Annotated in this window: 19 protein-coding genes and 1 other RNA gene; 5 read left to right on the top strand and 15 right to left on the bottom strand. The window is 61.3% G+C overall.

Going from position 1 to position 23,071, the window contains the following annotated elements; all coding sequences use genetic code 11:
- Positions 1-45: 45 nt before the first annotated feature.
- On the bottom strand, positions 46-669 hold the full coding sequence (locus DKK75_RS02825) for a DUF4192 family protein (protein WP_110451948.1): 624 nt from the start codon (positions 667-669) through the stop codon (positions 46-48).
- Between the two features lie 180 nt (positions 670-849).
- Here DKK75_RS02825 and DKK75_RS02820 point away from each other — a divergent pair, with 180 nt between their 5' ends.
- Positions 850-2,085, top strand: coding sequence for a polyprenyl synthetase family protein (locus DKK75_RS02820; protein ID WP_110451947.1), 1,236 nt, complete (start codon positions 850-852; stop codon positions 2,083-2,085).
- Entirely contained in the window at positions 2,078-4,318 is a 2,241-nt protein-coding gene (locus tag DKK75_RS02815; RefSeq protein WP_110451946.1) for a protein kinase domain-containing protein, read from the top strand. The genes DKK75_RS02820 and DKK75_RS02815 overlap by 8 nt, the downstream gene beginning before the upstream one ends.
- 12 nt (positions 4,319-4,330) lie before the next feature.
- Here DKK75_RS02815 and DKK75_RS02810 read toward each other — a convergent pair whose 3' ends face one another.
- The gene (locus tag DKK75_RS02810; protein WP_110451945.1) at positions 4,331-5,020 is read right to left on the bottom strand and encodes a lysophospholipid acyltransferase family protein; all 690 of its coding nucleotides are present in this window, start codon (positions 5,018-5,020) and stop codon (positions 4,331-4,333) included.
- Positions 5,021-5,068: 48 nt separating this feature from the next.
- Here DKK75_RS02810 and DKK75_RS02805 point away from each other — a divergent pair, with 48 nt between their 5' ends.
- Positions 5,069-5,614 (top strand): hypothetical protein, encoded by a 546-nt coding sequence (locus DKK75_RS02805; protein WP_110451944.1) that lies wholly within the window; start codon positions 5,069-5,071, stop codon positions 5,612-5,614.
- 82 nt (positions 5,615-5,696) lie between these two features.
- On the opposite strand, the gene trpD is transcribed toward DKK75_RS02805, so the two are convergent.
- The 3 genes from trpD to hpf all read right to left on the bottom strand — a co-directional run bounded on the left by trpD (position 5,697) and on the right by hpf (position 11,002).
- A complete protein-coding gene (trpD, locus tag DKK75_RS02800) occupies positions 5,697-6,797 on the bottom strand; it encodes an anthranilate phosphoribosyltransferase (protein ID WP_110451943.1) in 1,101 nt (366 codons plus the stop codon).
- A 260-nt stretch (positions 6,798-7,057) separates the two neighbouring features.
- The gene (gene secA / locus DKK75_RS02795) at positions 7,058-10,009 is read right to left on the bottom strand and encodes a preprotein translocase subunit SecA (protein ID WP_110451942.1); all 2,952 of its coding nucleotides are present in this window, start codon (positions 10,007-10,009) and stop codon (positions 7,058-7,060) included.
- Positions 10,010-10,327: 318 nt separating this feature from the next.
- Entirely contained in the window at positions 10,328-11,002 is a 675-nt protein-coding gene (gene hpf / locus DKK75_RS02790) for a ribosome hibernation-promoting factor, HPF/YfiA family (protein ID WP_110451941.1), read from the bottom strand.
- A gap of 177 nt (positions 11,003-11,179) precedes the next feature.
- Between hpf and rnpB the strand changes: the two genes are divergently transcribed.
- Positions 11,180-11,557: RNase P RNA component class A (gene rnpB, locus DKK75_RS02785), an RNA gene on the top strand.
- Positions 11,558-11,601: 44 nt separating this feature from the next.
- On the opposite strand, the gene DKK75_RS02780 is transcribed toward rnpB, so the two are convergent.
- From DKK75_RS02780 to DKK75_RS02750, 7 genes are all read right to left on the bottom strand, one after another.
- Positions 11,602-12,573: a regulatory protein RecX gene (locus tag DKK75_RS02780; protein ID WP_258333128.1), complete on the bottom strand. Its 972-nt coding sequence runs from the start codon at positions 12,571-12,573 to the stop codon at positions 11,602-11,604.
- Positions 12,574-12,577: 4 nt separating this feature from the next.
- Entirely contained in the window at positions 12,578-13,732 is a 1,155-nt protein-coding gene (recA, locus tag DKK75_RS02775) for a recombinase RecA (protein ID WP_110451940.1), read from the bottom strand.
- Between the two features lie 225 nt (positions 13,733-13,957).
- Complete coding sequence (locus DKK75_RS02770) at positions 13,958-14,191, bottom strand: DUF3046 domain-containing protein (RefSeq protein ID WP_110451939.1); 234 nt, start codon at positions 14,189-14,191, stop codon at positions 13,958-13,960.
- 234 nt (positions 14,192-14,425) lie between these two features.
- Complete coding sequence (locus DKK75_RS02765; RefSeq protein WP_375314989.1) at positions 14,426-14,944, bottom strand: helix-turn-helix domain-containing protein; 519 nt, start codon at positions 14,942-14,944, stop codon at positions 14,426-14,428.
- 180 nt (positions 14,945-15,124) lie between these two features.
- Entirely contained in the window at positions 15,125-15,694 is a 570-nt protein-coding gene (locus DKK75_RS02760) for a CinA family protein (RefSeq protein ID WP_110451938.1), read from the bottom strand.
- Complete coding sequence (pgsA, locus tag DKK75_RS02755; protein ID WP_110451937.1) at positions 15,691-16,296, bottom strand: CDP-diacylglycerol--glycerol-3-phosphate 3-phosphatidyltransferase; 606 nt, start codon at positions 16,294-16,296, stop codon at positions 15,691-15,693. The genes DKK75_RS02760 and pgsA overlap by 4 nt, the downstream gene beginning before the upstream one ends.
- Positions 16,297-16,403: 107 nt before the next feature.
- Entirely contained in the window at positions 16,404-19,130 is a 2,727-nt protein-coding gene (locus DKK75_RS02750; RefSeq protein ID WP_110451936.1) for an FtsK/SpoIIIE family DNA translocase, read from the bottom strand.
- 100 nt (positions 19,131-19,230) lie between these two features.
- Between DKK75_RS02750 and DKK75_RS02745 the strand changes: the two genes are divergently transcribed.
- On the top strand, positions 19,231-19,950 hold the full coding sequence (locus tag DKK75_RS02745) for a Fic family protein (RefSeq protein WP_110451935.1): 720 nt from the start codon (positions 19,231-19,233) through the stop codon (positions 19,948-19,950).
- Between the two features lie 31 nt (positions 19,951-19,981).
- On the opposite strand, the gene DKK75_RS02740 is transcribed toward DKK75_RS02745, so the two are convergent.
- From DKK75_RS02740 to miaB, 3 genes are read right to left on the bottom strand one after another with little or no spacing between them, the layout of a single operon-like run.
- Complete coding sequence (locus DKK75_RS02740; RefSeq protein ID WP_110451934.1) at positions 19,982-20,488, bottom strand: MerR family transcriptional regulator; 507 nt, start codon at positions 20,486-20,488, stop codon at positions 19,982-19,984.
- Between the two features lie 34 nt (positions 20,489-20,522).
- Entirely contained in the window at positions 20,523-21,551 is a 1,029-nt protein-coding gene (gene miaA, locus DKK75_RS02735) for a tRNA (adenosine(37)-N6)-dimethylallyltransferase MiaA (RefSeq protein ID WP_110451933.1), read from the bottom strand.
- Entirely contained in the window at positions 21,538-22,956 is a 1,419-nt protein-coding gene (miaB, locus tag DKK75_RS02730) for a tRNA (N6-isopentenyl adenosine(37)-C2)-methylthiotransferase MiaB (RefSeq protein WP_258333127.1), read from the bottom strand. The genes miaA and miaB overlap by 14 nt, the downstream gene beginning before the upstream one ends.
- Positions 22,957-23,071 lie beyond the last annotated feature (115 nt).

The following is a 23,071-nucleotide window of genomic DNA, read 5'->3' as shown; positions in this document are numbered from 1 at the left end:
TAGACTCACTAAGTGAACCACCCCAGGGGGACGATTATTCCCGATTCAGCTCGATTGTCTCCAAGCCGGGACGATGCCACGACCGACCAAGGCCAAAACGATGGCAGCAAGGCTGCATGAGCGGTCGTCTGCCAGGGCTTCATCTGCAAGCCCGGATGCACGGGATCCCCCGCTCCACCAGTCGACATAGGCAGCGACCGCCAGTGGCTGTGCCCGGAACCCCGGCGGGACCTGATCTGCCATGGCTCGAAGTATGGCAAGCCCGGCCCGGCACCGGGTATGACCCGGCTGTGTCGAAGGATCCTTGAAGACCGCATCCAGAATACTGTAGAGCGCCGTTACGTTGGACGGCTCGTTGGGGCGAACACACAGGTCCAGCAGCCGACCGCTGTCCAGGCCAGGCTCAGGCGCCAGGATGGATAGAATAAGCCCGTCACGTATAGCCAGTGTCTCATTGATGGCCACGGCCAGACGGTCCGTAGAGCCGGAATCCAAATGCGGTTGCGCCTGCTGCACCTTCAAACCACTAGTCCAATCAGTCAAGGGCTGCCGCAGCCATCGCCTGTCAGCCTCTTCAACACCCCATCGTCGTCGACCCTCACGGTAGTTCTCCACCATTCGTTTCATGCCGTCTTCATGCGCCTGGTCCATGCCATCATCGCCTTCCATCCGCTCCTGGCCTGTGAATCGGTCCAATCAGTCGGACCGGACCGGGGAGCCTTGGCACCATCCTGATCCAGTCCGAACCGTCAGACAGGCCGCAGCCAGTCATGTGGTCAAGTGGGCCACCCATCCACCAAAGTCCTTGCAGCCTGTCCGATGGGCAGATATGCGGATAGGCTCTAAGACATGAAGAGCGTGACTGCAGCACGGATCGAACAGCGTATGGAGGAACTGCTCCAACACCATTGCGACCGCCTGACTGCTTCAGAGCCCGAACCGGACTATCCCCTCGATAAGGACTCCTCCCAGGAGGCTTTACAGGAGGTCATCCTCCAGGCAATCAAGTCCGGCCGCGGCGGCAAACGGCTGCGCGCTCTGCTGCTTTGCGACGTCTGGCAAGCACTGGATTCCGAGAAGAATCCGGACCGTGAACAGGCGGTAGTGGACCTTGCCTGCGCCTTGGAGGTCTATCAGACCAGCGCATTGGTCCACGACGACATCATCGACGGCTCCCTCCGTCGTCGAGGTCGCCCGGCCGCCCATCTGGCGCTGAGCAAGCCTGCTGCTGGAAGCGATCGGAGCGACCGGCCCCCTGCCCAGTCCGATGCCCGTGGCACCGGACTGGGCATCCTCCTGGGTGATCTGCTGGCATCGTTGAGCACAGACATGGCCCTGCAGGCGGCTGCCGACCTGCCCCATAGACTGACCATCGACAGGGTCTTTCAAGCCATGCAGACTGCCGTGGTCACCGGCCAGATCCTGGATATGGGCATGGAAGAGGCCGGACTGGACGATCCGGAACGCCTGCGCCGCCAGGCTCTGCGCACCATGGCGTGGAAGACCGCCTCATACACCACCCTGGCCCCCTTGGCTCTGGGCCTGCTGGCCGCAGGGGCAGATCTGGAAGAACACAAGAAGACATTGCGCACCCTGGGTTTGGATCTGGGGCTGGCCTTTCAGCTGGGGGATGATCTGCTGGATGCAACAGGCGACGACCGCCGCACCGGCAAACCTGTGGGCGGCGATATCCGCGAGGGCAAGCGGACCGTCCTCCTGGCCGACACCCTGACCATGGCCGATCCTGATCAAACCAGGCAGATCCGCCGACTGTACGATTACCCCTCTCAACGCCGCAAGAATGCCCAGGTGAACATGGTCCGTGATCTGATGCAGTCCTGCGGCGCTGTAGAGGCCAGTCGCCAGCGCATTGCCGACCTGTCCTCCCAAGCCCAAGCTCAAGCCCGGGCCCTGGCCGATGATCTGCATCTGCCTACAAGGGGCCGAATCATCTTCATGAACGCCTGCCAGCGCTTCCTGCCGCTTGCCACCACCGCCGGGTATCATGAATGTGTATCTTCCATTGATGCCGAGGCCGGTCAGGCCTCCGAGGTGCAGAGGGCCGGACAAGACGAGCATGAGTGAAGCGGACGAGAGGACCAGCGACCGGATCATTGACGGGCGCTACCGCATTCTGCGCGAGATCGCGCAGGGCGGCATGGCCACAGTCTACGAGGCCATGGACCAGCGGCTGTCCAGACATGTGGCGGTCAAGATCATGCATACCATGCTGGCCCAAGGGCCGCACAGGGCCCAGTTCGAAGAGCGCTTCCGCCGGGAGGCCAGATCCGCGGCCGCCATAGCCAACCCTCACATCGTTCAGGTCTACGACACCGGCGTCGACCGTGGACTGGACTACCTGGTCATGGAGTATGTCCACGGCATCAGCCTGCGGCGGGACATGGCCCGTCAGGGCGTCTATCCCTTGAAGGAGACCCTGCGCATCGTGGGCGAGATCCTGGACGGTCTGGCCTCTGCACATCGAGCCGGTGTCATCCACCGCGACATCAAGCCGGAAAACATCCTCATCAACGACCGCGGCCACGTGGAGATCACCGACTTCGGTCTGGCCCGCGCCGCTGCTCAGGCCACCCTCTCTTCAACGGGCATGCTCATGGGTACAGCCGCCTACCTGGCCCCCGAAACCATCGAGAACAATGAGGCCTCCCCCCAGAGCGACCTGTACGCCGTAGGCATCATCGCCTATGAAATGCTTACCGGCACGGTCCCCTTCGCCAGCGACAACCCGGTGACCATCGTTTTCAAGCATGTTCACGAGGATGTCCCCTCCCTGACCAGGGTCTGTCCTGGAATCGACCCATCCGTGGCCGCCTTGATCTCAGGGCTGACCGACCGCTCCCCTGAGCATCGTCCGGAAGACGCAAGCAAAGCCCTGGAGAGCCTTAGGAAGGTAGTCAATGGACTGGACGGACAGGCTATGGGCTATGTGCTGCCCGCGACGGCTACAGCGAGCGCGGCAAGCGGACAGCCTGAATCCGCCGTGACCGGAACCCGTGGTTACAACTCCGAGATGACCGCATTGTCAACACGGGCGGCTACAGCAGCCAGCAAGAATGCCGAAGATGCAGCCACGGAGGCAGTTGCGACGGCAACCGACCCTGAGAACTCGGACGCACTCCTGTCTGTGCCAGCCCCGCCCGAAACCGATATAGATGCAGCGACCAGACGCTATCGACTCAATGATGTGGACTCTCCCTCCAAAGCCAAAACCACAACCGTCCTGCAGCCTCAGAAACCGGCAGCATCCCCCGCCGATGCTAATACCATCCCGACGCCAATCCAGACCGCGCAAAAAGACGCTGAAGTGGCTCGACCAAAGCACCGGCATCATGGCTTGATCATCATGCTGGGGGTCCTGCTGGTACTGGCCCTGGCCGGAGGTGGCGGTGGCGCTTGGTGGTACTTCCTGGGCCCGGGCAGTTATTACGCTCTGCCCAAGCCGGATGACATCTCCTGTTCCGAGAATCAGGAGTGCAAGGTCATCGGCGCCGATTTCGCCAAGTACGCCCGCACTCTCAAGGTCGCAGGCATCGATGTCGACACCGACTACGACTTCAGCGACCAAGTGCCCAAGGGGTGCATCATAGCCGCGGATCCTGATACCGTCGGAGCCCGTATCAGCAAGCGGGGCGGCAGGCTCAACCTGACCGTATCCAAGGGGGTGCGACAGGCCACAGTGCCCACGGATATCCTCATGCCGGACACATCCAATGGAAAGGACCCACTGCAAGCTTTGAAGACGGCTGGGTTCGACAAGATCGACCATGACTCCTCCAAGGATCAGTACTCCATGGATATACCAGAGGGAGCCGCGATTTCCGTGCAGCCAGCCCCAGGGACCAGGACCCGTCACGATACTAAGGTCAGCCTGGTTCTTTCCAAGGGTCGGATGCCTGTGGCCATGCCCGATATCATCGGCAAGGCAGGGGATGATGCCAAGGCGGCCCTGGAAGCCCTCAAGCTCAAAGTCAACTACAGTGAGGACTGGTCCGACACGGTGCCCCGCAACCAGGTCATATCCGCCTCGCATCAGGCCCAGGAGCAGCTGCACTGGGGTGATGCGGTCAGCGTCGTGATCTCAAAGGGGCCGCAATTCATCAACATGCCTGACGTAAAAGGCAAGAGTCAGGATGAGGCCACCCGGATCCTGGAGGGATACGGCCTCAAGGTCAACATTTCCGCACCGCTGGGCAACCTGACCCACACGGTGCGAATCCAGGACCCCGACCCTGACACCCGGGTCAAGGTGGTCAATGATGACGGTTCGCCAGCTGTCGTGACCCTGACCGTGGTTTGAGCCCCTGAGAAATCAGTCCAGCTCTTCCTTGCTCTCATGCGCCTTGATGACCTGGGCATACACATCCACGTAGCGCTGCCCGCTCATCTCCTGGATCTCCTGCATAATCCTATCGGTCAGATTGCGGATCTCCTCGTGGGTGAGGCTGCTGACCGGAACGGAAGGCACGGTGATGGGCTTGCCGAAGATGACCTTGGTCCTGCCACGGTGCGGAAGCACATGACCGGGCTTCTGGAGCTCCCTGGTGCCGATGATCGCTGCGGGCACCACTGTCGTTCCCGTCTCAAAGGCAAGACGCGCCACCCCGGTATGCCCACGGTAGAGCCTGCCGTCAGGGCTGCGCGTACCCTCAGGATGAATGCCGAAGATATGCCCATGCTCAAGGATGGAACGCGCCGTTTCCATGGCTCCCAGCGACTTGGACCCTCCTGACCTATCGACGGGAAAGACACCGACTGAGCTGAACCACCATTTCTTGAACTTGCCCTTTATACCCTTGCCGTTGAAGTATTCGGCCTTGCCCATGAAGTGGATCATCCGAGGGCAGGTGATGGGCAGGAGGGCGTCGTCGATGACTGCCAGATGATTGGAGGCAATGATGGCAGCCCCTTGCCTAGGGATGTTCCCTGTGCCTTCAACGGTCGGCCTGAACCAGATACGCGCCAATGGACCGAGCAGTTTGACGAAGAACCAGTACAGCACAAAGACTCCTTGGTAGCGAATGGGTTCGGCCGAGGTTACGATGGTTCTATGACCGAGCACAAGGATAACGACGCCGGGAAACAGTATAACAGCGAGGCGGGAACCGGATCCTCACAGGGGGATGGTGAGTGGGAGGACTTCCTGAACTCGCACGCTGACGAGCTCAATCCCTTGGAATCGTCCAGGACGGCCAAGGAATTCGAAAAGAAGGCCCGGACGTCCGAGAAAAAATCGGCGCTGAAAGCCGAGGACCTCAGGCAGGACTCATTCGTCGGCGGTGCCGGACCGCGCGATTTCCAAGGCAGAAGCTGGCTGGATACCGACGAGGTCATGGACCAGTCGTCGAGCTTTATTCCGCCCAACCCCGACCTGAGCGGTCTGGGAAGAAGGCGGGTGGCCTTCATCATCATGACAGTGCTGGGCCTGGTATGCTTTTTCCTCACCATCTTCATCCCCCGCTGGTCCGGCTTGACAGGTCTGCTGGCAGGTCTGCTCCTGCTGATAGGCATCGCAGGACTGATCATCGACCGGAAGAACTTCCGGGATGCGTCAAGCGGTCTCTTCGATGATGACGATCGGCTGTACCGGCGATGATGCTGTGAGCCGCCAGAACAGACGGGTCCCGCTGGCAGAACTATCAGCCAGCGGGACCCGAACAGACCCAGCAACCGCGAACCTATACTAAGACCGTACTATGCGTCCGGTCCTCTTTCCGGCAACGCGACTGCGCTTCCCGGGCTCCATGGATCCAAGCTGCAAGCAGGTCTGCAGCCCTGCCCTGGTCCACAACCTCCGTAGCCAGCTGATAGGCCTGCGCAAATCGGACGCTCAGATCATCTTCTGGACCAGCATCGATCTGCGAGCCGTCGGCCACGATTGCCGATGCCGCATTGAGCAATGCCGTGGAACGGGAGGGAACAGCCTTTCCAGCAAGGAAATCCCTGACGACGCTGGCGTTGAAAGCGGGGTCGCCGCCGCGCAGATCGTTCAGATCAACAGGGTCGATGCCCAGTTCACGAGTCGGATCGAAGGAGCTTTCCTTCACCTTGCCCTGGTGGATCTCCCATATGGAAACCGGACCTGTCGGAGCCATCTCGTCAAGGCCTTCAACCGAGGTGTAGACCATGCCCTCCTGGCCGCGTGAGGCATAGACCTGGGCCATCATGGGACTTAGCTGACGCTGGGCGCATCCGATGGCCACATAGCGCGGGTTGACCGGGTTGGTCAGGGGTCCCAGAAGGTTGAAAACGGTCGGAATCCCCAGAGACGAGCGGACAGGCCCGGCAAAACGCATGGCAGGGTGAAATGTCTTGGCAAAGACGAAGGTGATGCCGTAGCGCTCAGCCATGGCAGCCACCTCCTGAGGCGGCAGATCCAAGGGAAGGCCAAGCTGCTCCAGACAGTCGGCTGTACCGCTCTTGCTGGATGCGGCCCTGTTGCCGTGCTTGACGATTCTGACCCCGGCTGCGGCAGCCACGATGGCACCCATGGTCGACAGGTTGACTGTTGCAGCCCCGTCACCCCCGGTGCCAACGATATCAGTCACATTACCTTTGACCTTCAGCGGAACCGCGTGGCCAACCATGGCTTTGGCTGCCCCCTCGACCTCCTGGCTGGTCAGCCCAAGGGTCGACTGCATGGACAGTGCGGCTCCCACCTGCACCGGGTCGGCATTTCCGTCCATCAGGTCGTTCATGCACCACTCGGCCTCATCCGCGCTCAGGTGTCGACCGGACACCAAGGAGTTCAGAACGGATTTCCAGCTGAGTGGCCGCATGATGACTCTTTCCTTTGATGAAGCGGAGCCGGATGCCCCGCTGTTTGCTCTAGGTTTACTTTCCCGCCTCTCTCCTAGACATGGTTATCCCATATTCCGGTCACTTGGTTACCAACATATGAAAATTAGGAATCCAATATATGGAAACGGCCACCGCTCTTGTGAGCGATGACCGTCGATGAGATCGGCACCTTATTTGCAAGCCCAGCTGTCGAACCCCCCTGGCTAGCCTTTAGGCGCTTTACGATTACGCGAACTCGTTACTTCTTCTCGTTCTGTCCGTGGCACATCTTGTACTTGCGTCCAGAACCGCAGGGACAGGGGGCGTTGCGTGGAGTTCCGGGGAAGGTGCGGCCATCAGCCCAGGGAGAGTGGTCCTCTTCGGCCTTGGGTCGCTTGTTGGCTGGAACCTTCCCCTCGGCATGGCTGATTGGCGCAGGACCGACAGGGGCCGGAGCAGCTGCATTGTCAGCAGCTCCGCGATCCTCTGAGGACTCGCTCAAGCTCTCTTCTGCGTCAGCAGCATCCTCGCCGGAATCCTCCTGGACACTGCCCGCCGGAGCTTCATCATCAAGCTCCTGGGCCGTTTCGTCGATGTCTGTAGTCTCGTCCTCAGCATCGGGCTCCTCAGGCGCCTGGTAGCTGACCGGCTCGGACTGGCTGTCCTCACGCTCCTCACGGGCCCGCCGCTCGTTCTCCTGGCTGGCCGCGATCTGCTTGAGATCCACGTTGAAGAGCAGCTGTACAGTCTGCTCCTTGATGGCATCAATCATGGAATTGTACATTTGGTAGCCCTCGCGCTGGTACTCGACCAAGGGGTCACGCTGACCCATGCCGCGCAGACCGATGCCATCCTTAAGGTAGTCCATCTCGTAGAGGTGCTCACGCCACTTGCTGTCCAGGACGGAGAGGACGACCTGACGCTCCAGCTGCCTGGAACCCTTTTCTCCCAGCTCGTCCTCCCGGTCCTGGTAGATGGATTCGGCATCCTCCATGACCTTGTCAGCCAGGGCCTTGATGGCCTTGTCGCCCTTCAGGCCTTCCAGGGAGTCCATGGTCTCATCCTGGTCAAGACTGATCGGATAGACGGAGGCCAGAGCCTTCCAGAGCCCATCCGCATCCCAATCCTGAGGCTTGTCCGAGCCATTCTGCACACCTCGGATGTACGATGTCACGGTCTCTCGGATGAAGCGAAGAATGTCCTGGTGAATGTCCTCGCCCTTGAGCACAGCCTGACGCTCGCCATAGATGACTTGGCGTTGCTTGTTCATCACGTCGTCGTACTTGAGCACGTTCTTGCGGATCTCGTAGTTGCGGGATTCGACGGACTTCTGTGCGTTACGCACGCCCTTGGAGACGCTCCTTTGGACGACGGGCTTACCCTCAGGTAAGTTCTTGGACATGAGACGAGCCACCAGCCCGGTATTGAAGAGGCGCATCAGATCGTCCTCCAGGCTCAGGTAGAACCTGGACTCGCCAGGATCGCCCTGACGACCGGAACGGCCCCGCAGCTGGTTGTCGATGCGGCGGGACTCGTGCCGCTCAGTTCCCAGCACATAGAGGCCACCCAGCTTGACAACCTCCTCATGCTCGTCCTTGACCTGTTTCTTGACGGAATCCAGCATCTCGGGCCAGCGCTTCTCGTACTCCTCGGGAGTGTCATCGGGCGAATAGCCCTGCTCCTTGAGCTTCTGATCGGCTAGGAATTCAACGTTCCCTCCCAGCATGATATCGGTGCCGCGCCCGGCCATATTCGTAGCTACAGTCACTGCGCCCTTGCGCCCAGCCACGGCCACCACCGCTGCTTCGCGCGCATGCTGCTTGGCATTGAGGACCTGATGGTCGATGCCAGCCACGTCCAGCAGGGAGGAGACCACCTCGGAGGACTCCACGGATGCGGTGCCCAGCAGGATGGGCTGACCCTTGGCATGACGCTTAGCCACATCCCTGACGATGGCGGCCAGCTTCTCTTTCTTGGAGCGGTAAATCATATCGTCCTGGTCCTTGCGGATCATGGGCTTGTTGGTGGGGATGGGCAGCACGCCCAGCTTGTAGGTGTTCATGAACTCGGCAGCCTCGGTCTCGGCCGTTCCGGTCATGCCCGCCAGCTTGTCATACATGCGGAAATAGTTCTGCAGAGTGATAGTGGCGAAGGTCTGGTTCTCGGCCTTGACCTCCACACCCTCCTTGGCCTCGATGGCCTGGTGGAGACCCTCGTTGTAGCGACGTCCCTTAAGCAGACGGCCGGTGTGCTCGTCTACGATCAGAACTTCGCCGTTCTGGACCACATAGTCGCGGTCGCGCAGGAAGAGCTCCTTGGCCTTGATGGCGTTGTTCAGGTACCCGATCAGGGCAGTGTTGGCGGGCTCGTAGAGGTTGTCGATGCCCAGATAGTCCTCCACCTTAGTGATGCCGGGATCCAGGATGCCGACGACCTTCTTCTTCTCGTCAACTTCGTAGTCCTCATCCCTGGTGAGCTTAGGGACCAGCTTGGCGAACTGCCGATACCATCGGGTCACGTCGCCCTCGGCCGGTCCGGAAATAATCAGAGGAGTTCGTGCCTCGTCAATCAGGATGGAGTCCACCTCGTCCACGATGGCGAAGTGATGTCCGCGCTGAACCAGCTCGTCCTTGTCCCATGCCATGTTGTCGCGCAGGTAGTCGAAGCCGAATTCGTTGTTAGTACCGTAGGTGATATCCGCCTGGTACTGCTTGCGACGCTCGGCGGGACGCTGGTCGGTGATGATGCATCCCACGCTCATGCCCAAGAAGCGGAAGATACGCCCCATGAGCTCGCTCTGGTAGGAGGCCAGGTAGTCATTGACCGTGACCACGTGCACGCCCTTGCCCTCCAGGGCATTCAGATAGCTGGGCAGGGTGGCCACCAAGGTCTTGCCCTCGCCAGTCTTCATCTCGGCAATATTGCCCCAGTGCAGGGCTGCGCCGCCCATCAGCTGGACATCAAAATGCCGCTGGCCCAGCGTACGCTTGGAAACTTCGCGGACCGTGGCGAAGGCTTCGGGCATCAGGGAATCGAGGGATTCGCCGTTCTCCAGTCGCTGCTTGAACTTAGGCGTCTGCGCCTTGAGCTCTTCATCGCTCATGGCCGAGATCTGATCCTCGAAGGCGTTGGTCGCCTTGGCCACCCCCTGAAGCTTGCGAATCTGACGACCCTCGCCCATACGGAGGACCTTGTCCAAGACTGCTACCACGTTGCGCTCCCTACCGTTCTTTTATGGCCTTCGCACGCCCTCAGCTGACGTAGGCCTAGACCTTGATTATCTTACGCGAATGCACCGATTTTCTCGAAACCGATTGTTCTACCAACCCAGCCGAGCAGCACCATACCGATCAAAGCTCCACTTGGACCAGCACCAATAAACGCCGAAGAGAGGACCCAACCCCCGCCGTTTCCAGGTCCGCAAAGCCGCGACATTGCCAGCGAATCAGGCATTGAAGAAGGGCGATTCCCCGGAGGTCAGTCGAACATAACACCAAGGAATCGCCCCACAATAAATATTTGTTTTTTGTTACTGCTTCCGGCCTACATGCTCAGGAGTATCGATCTCGAAGACGCCGTAGCTCCATCCGTGCCGCCGGTAGACCACCGATGGTCGGTTGGTCTCCTTGTTGACGAAGAGGAAGAAGTCGTGGCCTATCAGTTCCATCTCGTAAAGTGCCTCATCAATGCTCATGGGTTCGGCGATGTGTAGCTTGCGGCGGATGACGATAGGGGTATCCCCCACCTGCACCTCGACCGACTGGCCAGGCTCCAGGTCCGATGCTACGGCGGTCTGGGCGCTGTTGTCCGGGTTAGGCTCGCGACTCTGATCCCCCTGATCGCCTGAATGATCATCCACGGGCAGATCGACGGGCACAGGCGGATGCTCCAGGCCACGGCGGTGGTTCTTACGACGATCGCGGACTCGACGAAGACGCTGGGTCAGCTTGTCCAAGGCCATGTCCAATGCGCTGAACTCATCGGCGCTGGAGGCCTCGGCGCGGATCACGGTCTTGCCGGCCTGGACGGTCAGCTCCACCCTTTTGGCACTGTCAGCCTGGCGGGGATTGCCTTCATGTGTCAGAACGACCTGGATGCGCTGTGCATCGGGGGCGATGGCCGTCACCCTGTTCATCTTGCTGTCCACGACATCACGGAACCGCTGCTTGATTTGGGTATGTCGACCGGTAATGACGATCTCCATGGGAATCTCCTTGCACTTGTGAGCGGACGAACCGCTGGTGCGATGGCAGACTTGGTCACCATCGACTGTGCTTCCGATTGTATCCGAAGAGCGAGGCTGACTCACTGATTGAGCTTGAGGCCACAGCGGAGCTATGGCTGCTGGTTCAGTCGCTCAGTTCCGCTATGCTGTATCCCCGAGACCTCTCGGATGGCCGCGGCCCCTTCTCCCAGGAAGGGCTGAGGAACTTCCGGGCTCCGCAGAGCACGATGGCGGACAACGTCCGCCCAGGGCGACCTGAGAGATAGCGCAACAGAGAACAGACCGCTCGTCTTGTCAAGGCGAGCAAGGGTGAAACGGCGGTGTAAGAGACCACCGGGTCGACGGTAACGCCGACCGCATGGCAAGCCTCATCGGGAGCAAGGCCAAGCAGAAGGCATTCAGGGGCTGCTCGTCCCGCCTTCGGGTAGGCCGCTAGAGCCTGGCGGCAACGTCAGGTCGAGATGGATGGCCATCCGTCAGCAGGATTCCGATCCGGCCGACGACAGAACCCGGGGTATATGAGAGGTCTCATTTTCCTTTTATATTGCAGTGTCCGCAGCGTCTTGGCAACAATCAACTCAATCGAGAGGATCGTCAGAGACAAAAAGATCTGCTGCGACCTGGCTAAGGAGGCCAGGACTGTGGCCCTTGCGGGATCCAGCACTCCAGAATCGCCGTTTGCGCACCTTGAGGTCAAGTCCGGCTGTCTTTCGGGCCACCTTGCGACCAAGCTCATAGGCGGAGTCGACGAAGAGCCCCTCACGGGAGGCCTGGGCCACCACCTGTGCAGCCAGTCCTGGATCCAGACCCTTGCGGGTCATTTCCGAGAGCACGCCCCGCTCCCCCATGGTTCGACGCAGACAGATGCGCAGCAGGTCCTGGGCATAGGCCAGATCATTCACAAGACCCAGCCTGATCAGCCGGTCGATCACCTGATCGACCACCTTCGCATCAAACCCTTTGTCGACCAGACGACGGGCCAGAGCCCCGCTTGAACGGGCCGCCGCATCAAGCAGGGTCAGAGCAGCCTCTCGGCAAGCATCCGTGTCATCGGCATCTGCTCGTTGGATTGCAGGCGCAGAACCGCCGCCAAAGCCTCCAGCTCGTAGGCGACGACCACGGCGGTGGTTGCTTCTACCGGAGCCTTGGGCGGAACGACACCTTCGGGAATGGTGCCCCGTTAAGGATTTGGCACTGATATCAGTACTGGCAGAAGCATCGACATCTTCCAGACTTCCTCCGAACCGAGCACCATGCCCCAGACCCAAGGCATGGGCCTGCATTGAGCGGCGGTCATCCTCCTGGGCAAAAGCAGGGCGTGCTTCTGCGACAGACAGGGGGCTCGAGGCGTGCAGAGAGTCTGAGGCAGCCCGTGAGTCAGAAGCAGGATCAATGACTGTGACTGAACCTGCTGGACCCGCCAAACCAGCAGAGTCTGTCTGGAACCGATCCGACCAGGAATCCCTCGACCCCTCGTCGGAGTCGGCAGAGCCCTCAGTCTGCGCCAGACGGGCCGGATTGTCCTTGAGGAAGTCCTCAGCTGAGATCATCGGGTCATGCAGCCTGGGCAGTGGGCACAGTGTTGTTGCCACCGGCAGGAGCCGAGTCGTCTTCCTTGCTGCCGTGGTCAGAATCAGTCCGATCGGCCTTATCGTCCTCAGAGGGGTTGGGAATAAGTCCGAAGGCAACCTTGACCTTATTTTCAATCTCCTTAGTCAGACCGGGATTGTCCTTGAGGAACTGGCGAACGTTCTCCCTTCCCTGACCAAGCTGATCGCCCTCGTAAGTGAACCAAGAGCCCGACTTCTTGATGATGCTGGTCTGCAGGGCCATATCCAGAACCGAGCCCTCCTTAGAGATGCCCTCCCCATAGAGGATGTCGAATTCGGCCACCTTAAAGGGCGGGGCCATCTTGTTCTTGACGACCTTGACCTTGGTGCGGTTGCCTACCGCCTCGTCGCCGTTCTTCAGGGTCTGAATACGGCGGATGTCTAGGCGTACCGAGGCATAGAACTTCAGGGCCTTGCCGCCGGTGGTCGTCTCCGGGCTGCCGAAGAAGACACCGATCTTCTCCCTGAGCTGATTGATGAAGATGGCCGTGGTGTTGGCCTGGGACAGGGCACCGGTCATCTTGCGCAGGGCCTGGCTCATCAGGCGGGCCTGCAGACCCACGTGGCTGTCTCCCATGTCACCCTCGATCTCGGCCTTGGGCACCAGGGCGGCCACCGAGTCAATGACGATGACATCCAAGGTGCCCGACCGGATCAGCATGTCGGCGATCTCCAGCGCCTGCTCGCCATTGTCCGGTTGGGAGACGATCAGGTTGTCCGTGTCCACGCCCAGCTTCTTGGCATACTCTGGATCCAGAGCGTGCTCGGCATCAATGAAAGCGGCAACGCCCCCGCCAGCTTGCGCATTGGCCACCGCATGCAGGGCCAGGGTGGTCTTGCCTGAGGACTCCGGACCATAGATCTCGACGATGCGACCGCGGGGCAGACCGCCAATGCCCAAAGCCATATCCAAAGCCAGGGACCCTGTGGGAATGACCTCCACGTCCTGAGCAGGCTTGTCGCCCAGACGCATGGCCGAACCTTTGCCGAAGCTTTTCTCCACTTGCGCGAGGGCCGTGTTCAAGGCTGCCTGACGACGGGGGTCAATCCTACCCTCCTCTTCCTTCTTCACCTTGCCACTGCTGCTCTGACGTGCCATATGGCTCTCCTTCTTCGTAACCGACCTCACGATGCCGACATCCTGATTGACGACCTCACGATTGACAGCCTATCGTCGTCGGAACCCGTCTGCGGTCCCGGCGCCCAATGTGGTCGAACGTGTCGGTGGTCACCGGACCATGGGCATCAGTATACCCGACCATGCGAACAAATGTTCGAAAATTGCCTGAAACGAGCGGTAAATCCGCGGAGAATACAACATGCATCAGGCTGCAGGCATGGGCGGCGCATTGTGGTCCCTCCCCCAACGCCTGGAATCGGGAATCTCCATCTGATCGCAGAGCACGTTCCAGACCACGCGTGGCTCCACACCCGCATCCAGGGCCTCCACCACGGTCATATCATCCAAGTCGGTCAGCCTTTGGTCGCGAGCCAGACTGCGTCCGTAGACCCGGCCGAAGACCTCCTCCAGCAGCTGCCAGAACTCCCGCTCACGCACTCGGCATCACCTTTCGTCCAAGACCCACCCTGTCACAACCTTTCTGCAACGGCAACCATTCGACAGCAACCAACTCATGGAATTAACCGACAACCGCCAATCGACAACCATGGGCAGAGACCAATCGACAAAAACCGTTGGCAGCAGACCGTCAGCAGAAGAGGGCGCCTGGTTCCTAGGAACCGGACGCCCTCCAGAATGGTCCGCCGAGCCAACCAGCTGGACCGATTATATTTACTCCTGAGTCGACTCCAGGTAGTCGGCCACCATCCGCAGAGTCTGCGGCACACCCAGGCCCAACGCGTCGGCGATTGAGCTCAACAGTTCGGAGCTAGCTTCCTTCTGGCCACGCTCCACCTCGGACAGATAGCCCAAGGACACACCAGCCTTTTCACTGACCTCGCGCAAGGTCTTATGATCATTGGTCCTCAGCTCACGCAGCACGTGGCCCAAGGCCTCACGCAGGGAGACAGTATGGGTGATGGCCCGGCCGTCGCTGGTGGATGCTGCACGCTGACGGCTGGACTCCACGCCGTCTTCCTCCATCCACATCTTGTTCAGGTTGGCCTGGCGCTCCTCCTTGGCCTTCTTAGCGGCCTTGGCCCGGATTACCTGCTGCTGAGCGAAGACGACGGCGCGACGCTGAGCAGGCGTCAGATCACGAACCCGCGCATTGCGCTCCACTCCGGGTGCGGCCGGCTTGACATCATACATATCGTTTGTTCGAGTCATCACGGTCTCGGTGCTGGCCATAGCAGCCCCTTTCGCCATATATCTTGTTCAACGATTTACACAGTGACCAACAGTCGAGCCGGTGGATTATTCCAGGGGAGGAACCCGAGAGACCCATTTTGTGACCAAGATCACATAAATAAAAGAAAAGGGGCAAGAATATATACAGCCGCCACTTTGCCTCAGTCTGCAAGGCTACAGTCAGACCCTCGAGTACAGAGCCCGATCCAACTGGTCGAGAATCCGCATGACCGTACCCCGGCGCACCTGTTCGCGGTCCCCGTCCAGATGCAGCTCATAGGCATAGGTACGGTAGGCATGAGCCTGGAGGCCGGTCTCTGAGCGTCTCCCTGTCACTCGTACGGGCAGAGCCAGACCAATGTAGACCAGTCCGGCCGGATCATCACCGTCCGGGCCTGGCCCGGCTACACCGGTAGTGGCCATGCCGATGACCGTATCCTCGTGCCCCGGCCTGGTGTAGAGCCTGGCAGTGCCTTCAGCCATCTCCTGGGCGACCCGCGGATGGACTGCGCCCTGAGTGGCCAGCAGATCCTGATCCACCTTGAGGATGGCGGCCTTGGCAGCTATGTCGTAAGTGACGGCCGACCCGAGAAAGACGTCTGATGCGCCGGGAACTCTGACAAAGGCATCAGCCAGCAGTCCTCCGGTCAGCGATTCAGCGGCCGCCAGCAGCAGGCCCGAATCACGGCAGGTGTCGATGATCCGTCCAGCCAGGTCGTCGCAACGGCCCTGCACGCTTTTGCCGATCATTGCCGCATCCCTATCAGGTATTCCGCACCTGAGTATAGGCAGAGGGCCAAGGCCACCAGTATGACCACGCGGGCGGTCACCAGGTACCAGGGCCAGACCGGAGACAGGGGCACCATGAGCATGCCCAGGCCGATGCACTCAAACAGGGTCTTGTACTTGCCAGCCCGGGAGGCCGCGATGACCCGTCCCTGCTTGTTGATGACCAGGACCCGCAGCAGGGTGATGCCCAGTTCCCTCACCAGGAAGAGCAGGGTGACCCACCACCAGAGCTCGCCGAAGACGGATGCAACAATGAGTGCCGAGCAGATCAGCAGCTTGTCGGCGATAGGGTCCATGAGCTTGCCCAGCTCGGTCACTTGGTTGTACCGGCGGGCCAGCCATCCGTCCAGCTTGTCGGTCGAAGCGGCGAGGATGAAGAGCACGGCGGCGGTCCACCGCATGCCAGGCCTGCGCTCGCCCCAGGGACCGGCCATCAGATCCAAGGCGATAAAGACCAGGACCAGGAGGATACGGGTGTAGGTGACCAGGTTTGGGGGTGAGTTCCATCCTTCGAGAAGCCTGCGCCTCTCACGACCGGTCTCTGACTCGGCATGCTCCTGCATTGCCACTCCTTATACGCGATTCTCGTGCGCTCGGGCCGTCCAACAATACATGCCGGGCGGCAATGTCATCATAACGGTAGACCAAGCCAAGCTTTTTGGACCGATGTTCAGCCCTGCGCTTGCCCATCCGCGGAGGCTGAGCCCTGATCCGGGACAGGGTCCATGGAGGAGGCATCGCCGCGGATGAAGGCCAGAGCCTGCTGCAGCTGCGGCGGCTGAATGAGCACCTCGCGGGCCTTGGAACCCTCCGATGGCCCTACGATTCCCCTCGACTCCAGCAGGTCCATCAGCCTTCCTGCCCTGGCGAAGCCCACACGCAGCTTGCGCTGGAGCATGGAGGTGGATCCGAACTGGGTGGTCACCACCAGCTCGGCCGCCTGGAGCAGCTCGTCCATGTCGTCGCCGATCTCCTCCTGGATCTCGTTCTTATGGTCGGCCTTGTCAGCCATCTGCTCGATGTCCTCACGGTAGTGTGGCTTGCGCTGGGTGCGCACATAATCCACTGCCTTGCGGATCTCGGACTCGGAAACCCATGCCCCCTGGACACGGGTGGGCTTGGCCTGACCCATGGGCAGGAAGAGGGCATCGCCCTGACCGATCAGGGTCTCAGCGCCAGTGGCATCCAGGATGACCCTGGAATCAGTGGAAGACGATGTGGCGAATGCCAATCTGGATGGGATGTTGGCCTTGATCAGACCGGTGACCACATCCACCGAGGGCCTCTGGGTGGCCAGTACCAGGTGGACGCCGGCGGCACGTGCCAGCTGGGTGATCCGCTGGATGGAGCTCTCCACATCGTTCTTGGCCACCATCATCAGATCGGCCATCTCGTCGACCACCACGACCAGGTAGGGGTAAGGGGCCACCTTGCGATTGGAGCCGGCCGGAGCATGAACCTTGCCCTCCAGCACGGCCTTGTTGAAGTCCTTGATGTGCCGAAATCCGAAGAACTGCAGATCGTCATAGCGGGCGTCCATCTCCTTGACCACCCACTCCAGGGCCTGGGCGGCCTTCTTGGGCTCGGTGATGATGGGCGTGAGCAGGTGGGGAATGCCGGCGTAGGCGCTCAGCTCCACGCGCTTGGGATCCACCATGATCAGACGAACCTGATCCGGGGTGGCCCGCATGATCAGCGAGACCAGCATGGAGTTGATGAAGCTGGACTTGCCCGAACCCGTAGCACCTGCCACCAACAAGTGGGGCATCTTGGTCAGGTCAGCGGTCACATAATGGCCTTCCACGTCCTTGCCCACGGCGGTCATCATGGGGTTGTCGTCCTGCTTGGCCTTGTCGGAGCGCAGCACGTCGCCCAGGTGGACAATCTCGCGGTCCACATTGGGGATTTCGATGCCGATGGCCGACTTGCCGGGGATGGGCGAAAGGATGCGCACATCCGAACTGGCCACCGCGTAGGCAATGTTGCGCTGAAGGTTGGTGACCTTCTCCACCTTGACTCCCGGCCCCAGCTCCACCTCGTACTGGGTGACCGAGGGGCCGCGCAGGAAGCCCACCACCTTGGCATCCACGTCAAACTGCTGGAAGGTTGATTGCAGGGCTTTAATCACCGCATCATTGGCCGAGGTTCTGACTGCGTGGGGCTTGCCCTTGACCAGCAGGTCCGTGCTGGGCAGCACATAGGGACGGCTCTCGTCCACCTGACGGTCACCAGAGGAGTCTGACGCACCGGCACCCTGGGCTCCAGTCGTCTGATCTGCAGCCTGACCATTGGCGGCGGCACCTGCTCCAGGAGCGGGCTGGGCCTCCATCTGCACGGTGTCGGCTGCAGCAGCGGCAGCGGCCCATGGATCCGAAGCCCCTACTCCGGACAAGGCGGCCGGGTCAACCCTGGGATGCTCCTGCTCTCTGGCATCCATGAGGGCTGCCGTAGCCGGAGCCTCCACCTCAGGCAAGGCCTGCGTGGACGCTTGCGACTGATCACCTTGGCCAGCTCCCTCCAGAGAAGCCGCCTGGGAAAAGGGCTCGTCAGCCTCATAACGCTCAAGGCGGGTATCCGTGTCCTTGCCGATGCGGCCATGCAGCAACCGACTGAACCAGCCGACCACCCCGCTCCTACCGGAGTTCTGAGCTTCCTCCTGCTCCGGCTCCTGATGGGTGGGCACGCCTGGTGCCAGAGGCAGGGTGTCATCCCCCAGCCTGACCTCGTTGGGGGCAGTCTGCGCCGAACTGGAAGCATGAGTCCTCTTGCCCTGCATCGAAGCCACAAAGTCGCTCATGTGGAATCTAAAGGTGATGAAGAGGCCGAAAATGGCCACAAGGACGAAGATGATGACCGCAAAGACCTTGGACAGCCCCCAGGCCAGGGGCGAACCCAAGGCGAACCCAAGAAGTCCGCCTGAATCAATAATGGCCGTCATATCGAAGCCGCGATAGTCCGAGGCCATAAGCACGTCCAGAATGGAACAGACCGACCAGAGCACCACCAAGAGGCCGCCCACCACAGGCAGGTTGCCCGCCTCGCGCCCGGTGTAGCAGACCAGCCGGAAAGCTGCAAAAAGCAGGACCACCGGCAGGATGATGCTGCATCGTCCCAGAACGCCCGCAGCCAAGACATGCAGTCCACGCCCCAGGAAGCCGTCGACTCGGAACCACTCGCTGGCACAGAAGAGCACGGCCAGGATGACCAGAACGAAGCAGAGCCCATCCTTGCGGTAGGCGGAGTCGTCGCCCTTCTTGCCGGCCACGCCACGCACCAGGGATCCCAAGCCCCGCGGCAAGGCCAGCAAGGCCTTGTGCCAGAAAGGTTCCGAGTCCTGGCCGCCCTTGGATGCGGTCCGGCCGCGACGATGTGCGTCTGCTTGCTGCTTACGTGTCATAACCCTTTCAGCCTACCCAGAACCCCGGTCCGCATCGGGCTCGCAGGGTCAGCATGCACAACACTTTCAGACGGGGGCTGCCAGGGCTAGCATCGTTGACGTGACACCAGCCGAACGCCAGAGCGCCGTGGCCTTCGCCCTGCGCAACCTGTTTCTGGATGACTGTCATCCCGGTTCTTCGATTCTTGAAGCGGCGAACGACTTCGTGGCGGGCAGAGCGGTAGCCGAGGAGCTGTCTGACCAGGCTCAACACTTAGAGGCCCAGACCAGTCATGGGAATGCCCATACAGATGCCCTGTTTCTGCGGACCATCCTGGTCTGCGAGCGGCCATGGGCGCCCGAGGGCGATCTTGACGAGCTGAAAGCCATCCACCGCCGACTGCTGCCCAGCCTGTCGGAAGGGCGAATGCTGCGCCGAACTCAACCGGACGGCGGCGCCAGCCTATATCCGGCATCGATGCTGGAGCATGGTGCTGCGGCCATTAGCCAAGAGCTGGCGGCCAAACACAACCTGGTTAGCCTGGACCGCCCGGTCTTCGTGGATAGCCTGGCCCATTTCTACGATGAGCTCTCCTACCTGCACCCCTTCGCCGACTGTGACGACATGACCCTGCGCATTTTCCTGTCGCGCCTGTCCCACGATGCAGGCTGGGACCTGGACTGGGGACGGGCTGATCCGGGTGCCCACCGCCGAGCCATCCACCGAGCGCTACTGGGCAATACCGATGAGCTGCGAGCTCTGATCGCGGGTATGGTCCGCCCGGTCAACCCAACCAGAATATTTCTGATCGCCGGATGGGACCAGGGTCCAGCCCACTGAGTCGATACGCCACCCAGCAATTCCGGCAGTCTCAGCCTGCGAGCCGTTCGTTGCCGCTGCGCTTGGCAGCCTCGATAATCTGGGCGCTTTGATTGATCAGGCGGGTTGCCCCAGTCTGATCGTGGTCCCGGATGTGCCCCCAGTATTCGATCTTGAGCCTTACATACCGCTTCCGTGCACGCAGATCGGCCATCCGCTGGTCCAACCGCCGTCCTTGCTCGTTCAGGAGATCGATCTGCCGTCCAGCAGCCTCGGCTCCTCCCGCCCGGTTGCCCAGGTACTCTCGCATGTGCTCCAGGGACATGCCCGTGGCGCTCAGGCAGGAGATGGTCTCCAGCAGGTCCAGATCCTCCTGGCTGTAGCAACGATGTCCGCTTGATGGATCCCTGGTGATGGGCGGAATGATGCCGATGGTCTCGTAGTAGCGCAGGGTGGTCTCCGGCATCCCGGACATGAGCGAGGCTTGGCGAATGCTGTACCAGGGTCCGGATTCCTGGGCGGTCTGGGTTTCAGCCTGGGGCTGCGTGATAGTGGTCATACCCGTCCAGCTTAGGAACTTCAAGTACTTGAAGTCAAAGGGCACCCAGATGGTGTCTGGTCACCCTCCCCTGGTCCGTCTGGTCGACCTGAGCGTCCGCCTGGTCGAAGCGGCCTTGGTCGGCCTGGTCCACCAGGCTCAGGGCCTGCTCAGCCAGGTCCGGAGCCAGGGCATTCAGCCAGTGGATGCGCGGATCCCGGCCGAACCAGCCCATCTGCTTGCGGGCCAGACGCATGGTCTTCTGCGCTATCAGCTCGAAGGCTGAATCCAGGTCGGTGCGGCCTTCCAGATAGTCAAGAATCTGCTGATATCCCAGGGCGCGGGCAGCCGTGGTCCCCAGACGGTTCCGCAGCCCTCTCACCTCATCGACCAGTCCTTGGTCGCGCATGGCCTGGGTTCGCTGGTCGATCCTGCTGTCCAGTTCCTCCCGAGGCAGATCCAGGCCCAGCTGCAGGGCGGGCAACAGGTAGCGGTATCGGGGCAGACTGGCCGAATAGGGCCGTCCGGTGATGTCCATGACCTCCAGAGCCCGCACGGTTCGTCGCACATTCCTAGGATCCATCCTGGCCGCAGCCTCCGGATCGCGCTCCTGCAGCTCGCGGAAGAGCAGCCCGGGGCCCTCCTCCTGAGCCCGCTCCTCCAGCCTGGTCCTGACCGCCGGATCGGTGCCAGGGAAGGACAGATCATCGATGACCGCCCGGGTATAGAGCCCGGAGCCGCCGACCAGAATGGGGCGAATCTTCTGCGCCCGCAGGTCGGCTATCAAGGACCGGGCCATGGCCTGGAAGCGGGCCACGCTCATGGCCTCCTCCGGCTCGATGATGTCGATCAGGTGGTGGACCACCGCCTGCCGCTCCTGGACCGAAGGCTTGGCTGTCCCCACATCCATCCCCCGGTACATCTGGTAGGCATCGGCATTGATGATATGAGCTCTTTGCCCGCGTGCCTGGAGAGCCTGCGCCAGAGCCACTCCCAGGGCGGTCTTGCCCGAGGCAGTGGGGCCCACGATGGAGACGATGCGAGGTCCCTGACCGGCAGGCTGCTCCTGCTCAGCGGACGTCATAGACCTGCCCCGCCTGGGGATCCGGGTCAGCGATCAGATAGTGGGGCCCGGCTTGAGTGACGGTGCAGGTGACCAGGTCCCCAGGCTTTGGCGCAGGCATCCCATGGGGCGCACCGACATGGACCAGCACTCCGGTGCGCTCATGGCCAGTCACCCGATGGGTGCTGCCGTCGTGTCGGCCGTGCCCGTCGCCGATCAGCACCTCCACCTGCCTGCCCAGGAAGTCCTGCATGTGATCCATGGTGATGGACTCCTGCAGGGCCTGCAGGCGCTCGAACCTGTCCTGGACCACGGCCTTGGGCAGCTGCGGCATGCGCGCGGCCGGAGTGCCCGGACGGGGCGAATACTCGAAGATATAGGCCGACGAGAAGCACGCCCGGCGCACTACGTCCATGGTGGCCTGGAAATCCTCCTCGGTCTCCCCGGGGAACCCCACGATAATATCGGTGGTGATCAGGGCATCGGGCATGGCAGCCCGTACTTTGTCGAGTATGTCCAGAAAGCGCTGGGACCGGTAGGAGCGCCGCATGGCCCGCAGAATCCGGTCGGAACCAGACTGCAGAGGCATGTGCAGCTGGTGCATGACCGTGGGCGTCTCGGCCATGGCAGCAATCACATCGTCGGTGAAGGCCGCAGGATGGGGCGAGGTGAAGCGGACCCGCTCCAGCCCAGGCACCCGGCCGCAGGCGCGCAGGAGTCGGGCAAAAGCGTAGCGGTCCCCCGTGGCCCAGCCGTAGGAGTTGACGTTCTGCCCTAGCAGCGTCACCTGGCGGGCACCGGAGCGCACGCAGCCCTCAACCTCCTGCAGGATGTCGTCCATGGATCGGTCTCGCTCCCGCCCGCGCACCGATGGCACGATGCAGAAGGTGCAGGTGTTGTTGCAGCCGACCGAAATGGACACCCAGGCCTGCGAGCGCGAGGCCCTGACCGCTGGCAGCCGACCGGGCAGATCCCGGAGCTCCTTCGAAACCCCCACCTGGGGCTGTCCATCCTCGCGGACCTTGTCCAGCAGACCGGGCAGCGAGCCAATGTCCCTGGTACCAAAGACTGCATCCACCCAGGGCGCCGCTCGCACGATCCGCTCTCGGTCTTTCTGAGCCATGCAGCCGCCTACGGCGATGCGCGTGTCAGGCTTGTGCTGCTTAAACCTATGCCAGCGCCCGATGGTCCCATACATGCGTTTGGTGGCGTTGTCGCGTACAGCGCAGGTGTTGAGCACCATCACGTCGACCTCGCGCGCACGAACCTGCTCGGGCGTGGCCTGCTGATAGCCTTGGGCACGGAGCACCCCGGCAATCCGTTCGGAATCGTGCTCGTTCATCTGACAGCCCAGAGTCCGCACATAGTAGACGCCCCTGCTGTCCTTATGCTGAGCGGTGACGCTCATGTCTTCGCCTGCTTCCATAAGCCACGATTGTATGCGCAGGCCGGGTCCCGCAGCCATCGTGACCTGTGCGTACCATGAGTCATGGTTACGAACGTCGGCATGGGAGGTTCGCGTGATACTCGACCGTAACAGT

It is taken from the genome of Bifidobacterium asteroides (assembly GCF_003202695.1).
In the GTDB taxonomy this organism is placed as follows: domain Bacteria; phylum Actinomycetota; class Actinomycetes; order Actinomycetales; family Bifidobacteriaceae; genus Bombiscardovia; species Bombiscardovia asteroides_G.
This window is presented reverse-complemented; position numbering and strand designations above follow the sequence as displayed.

What these genes read in the sequence shown, in the direction of transcription:
- DKK75_RS02825 (WP_110451948.1), bottom strand. Translation starts at nt 669, where the DNA reads ATGGAAGGCGATGATGGCATGGACCAGGCGCATGAAGACGGCATGAAA.
- DKK75_RS02820 (WP_110451947.1), top strand. Translation starts at nt 850, where the DNA reads ATGAAGAGCGTGACTGCAGCACGGATCGAACAGCGTATGGAGGAACTG.
- DKK75_RS02815 (WP_110451946.1), top strand. Translation starts at nt 2,078, where the DNA reads ATGAGTGAAGCGGACGAGAGGACCAGCGACCGGATCATTGACGGGCGC.
- DKK75_RS02805 (WP_110451944.1), top strand. Translation starts at nt 5,069, where the DNA reads ATGACCGAGCACAAGGATAACGACGCCGGGAAACAGTATAACAGCGAG.
- trpD (WP_110451943.1), bottom strand. Translation starts at nt 6,797, where the DNA reads ATGCGGCCACTCAGCTGGAAATCCGTTCTGAACTCCTTGGTGTCCGGT.
- hpf (WP_110451941.1), bottom strand. Translation starts at nt 11,002, where the DNA reads ATGGAGATCGTCATTACCGGTCGACATACCCAAATCAAGCAGCGGTTC.
- DKK75_RS02780 (WP_258333128.1), bottom strand. Translation starts at nt 12,573, where the DNA reads ATGATCTCAGCTGAGGACTTCCTCAAGGACAATCCGGCCCGTCTGGCG.
- recA (WP_110451940.1), bottom strand. Translation starts at nt 13,732, where the DNA reads ATGGCACGTCAGAGCAGCAGTGGCAAGGTGAAGAAGGAAGAGGAGGGT.
- DKK75_RS02765 (WP_375314989.1), bottom strand. Translation starts at nt 14,944, where the DNA reads ATGGCCAGCACCGAGACCGTGATGACTCGAACAAACGATATGTATGAT.
- DKK75_RS02760 (WP_110451938.1), bottom strand. Translation starts at nt 15,694, where the DNA reads ATGATCGGCAAAAGCGTGCAGGGCCGTTGCGACGACCTGGCTGGACGG.
- pgsA (WP_110451937.1), bottom strand. Translation starts at nt 16,296, where the DNA reads ATGCAGGAGCATGCCGAGTCAGAGACCGGTCGTGAGAGGCGCAGGCTT.
- DKK75_RS02750 (WP_110451936.1), bottom strand. Translation starts at nt 19,130, where the DNA reads ATGACACGTAAGCAGCAAGCAGACGCACATCGTCGCGGCCGGACCGCA.
- DKK75_RS02740 (WP_110451934.1), bottom strand. Translation starts at nt 20,488, where the DNA reads ATGACCACTATCACGCAGCCCCAGGCTGAAACCCAGACCGCCCAGGAA.
- miaA (WP_110451933.1), bottom strand. Translation starts at nt 21,551, where the DNA reads ATGACGTCCGCTGAGCAGGAGCAGCCTGCCGGTCAGGGACCTCGCATC.
- miaB (WP_258333127.1), bottom strand. Translation starts at nt 22,956, where the DNA reads ATGGAAGCAGGCGAAGACATGAGCGTCACCGCTCAGCATAAGGACAGC.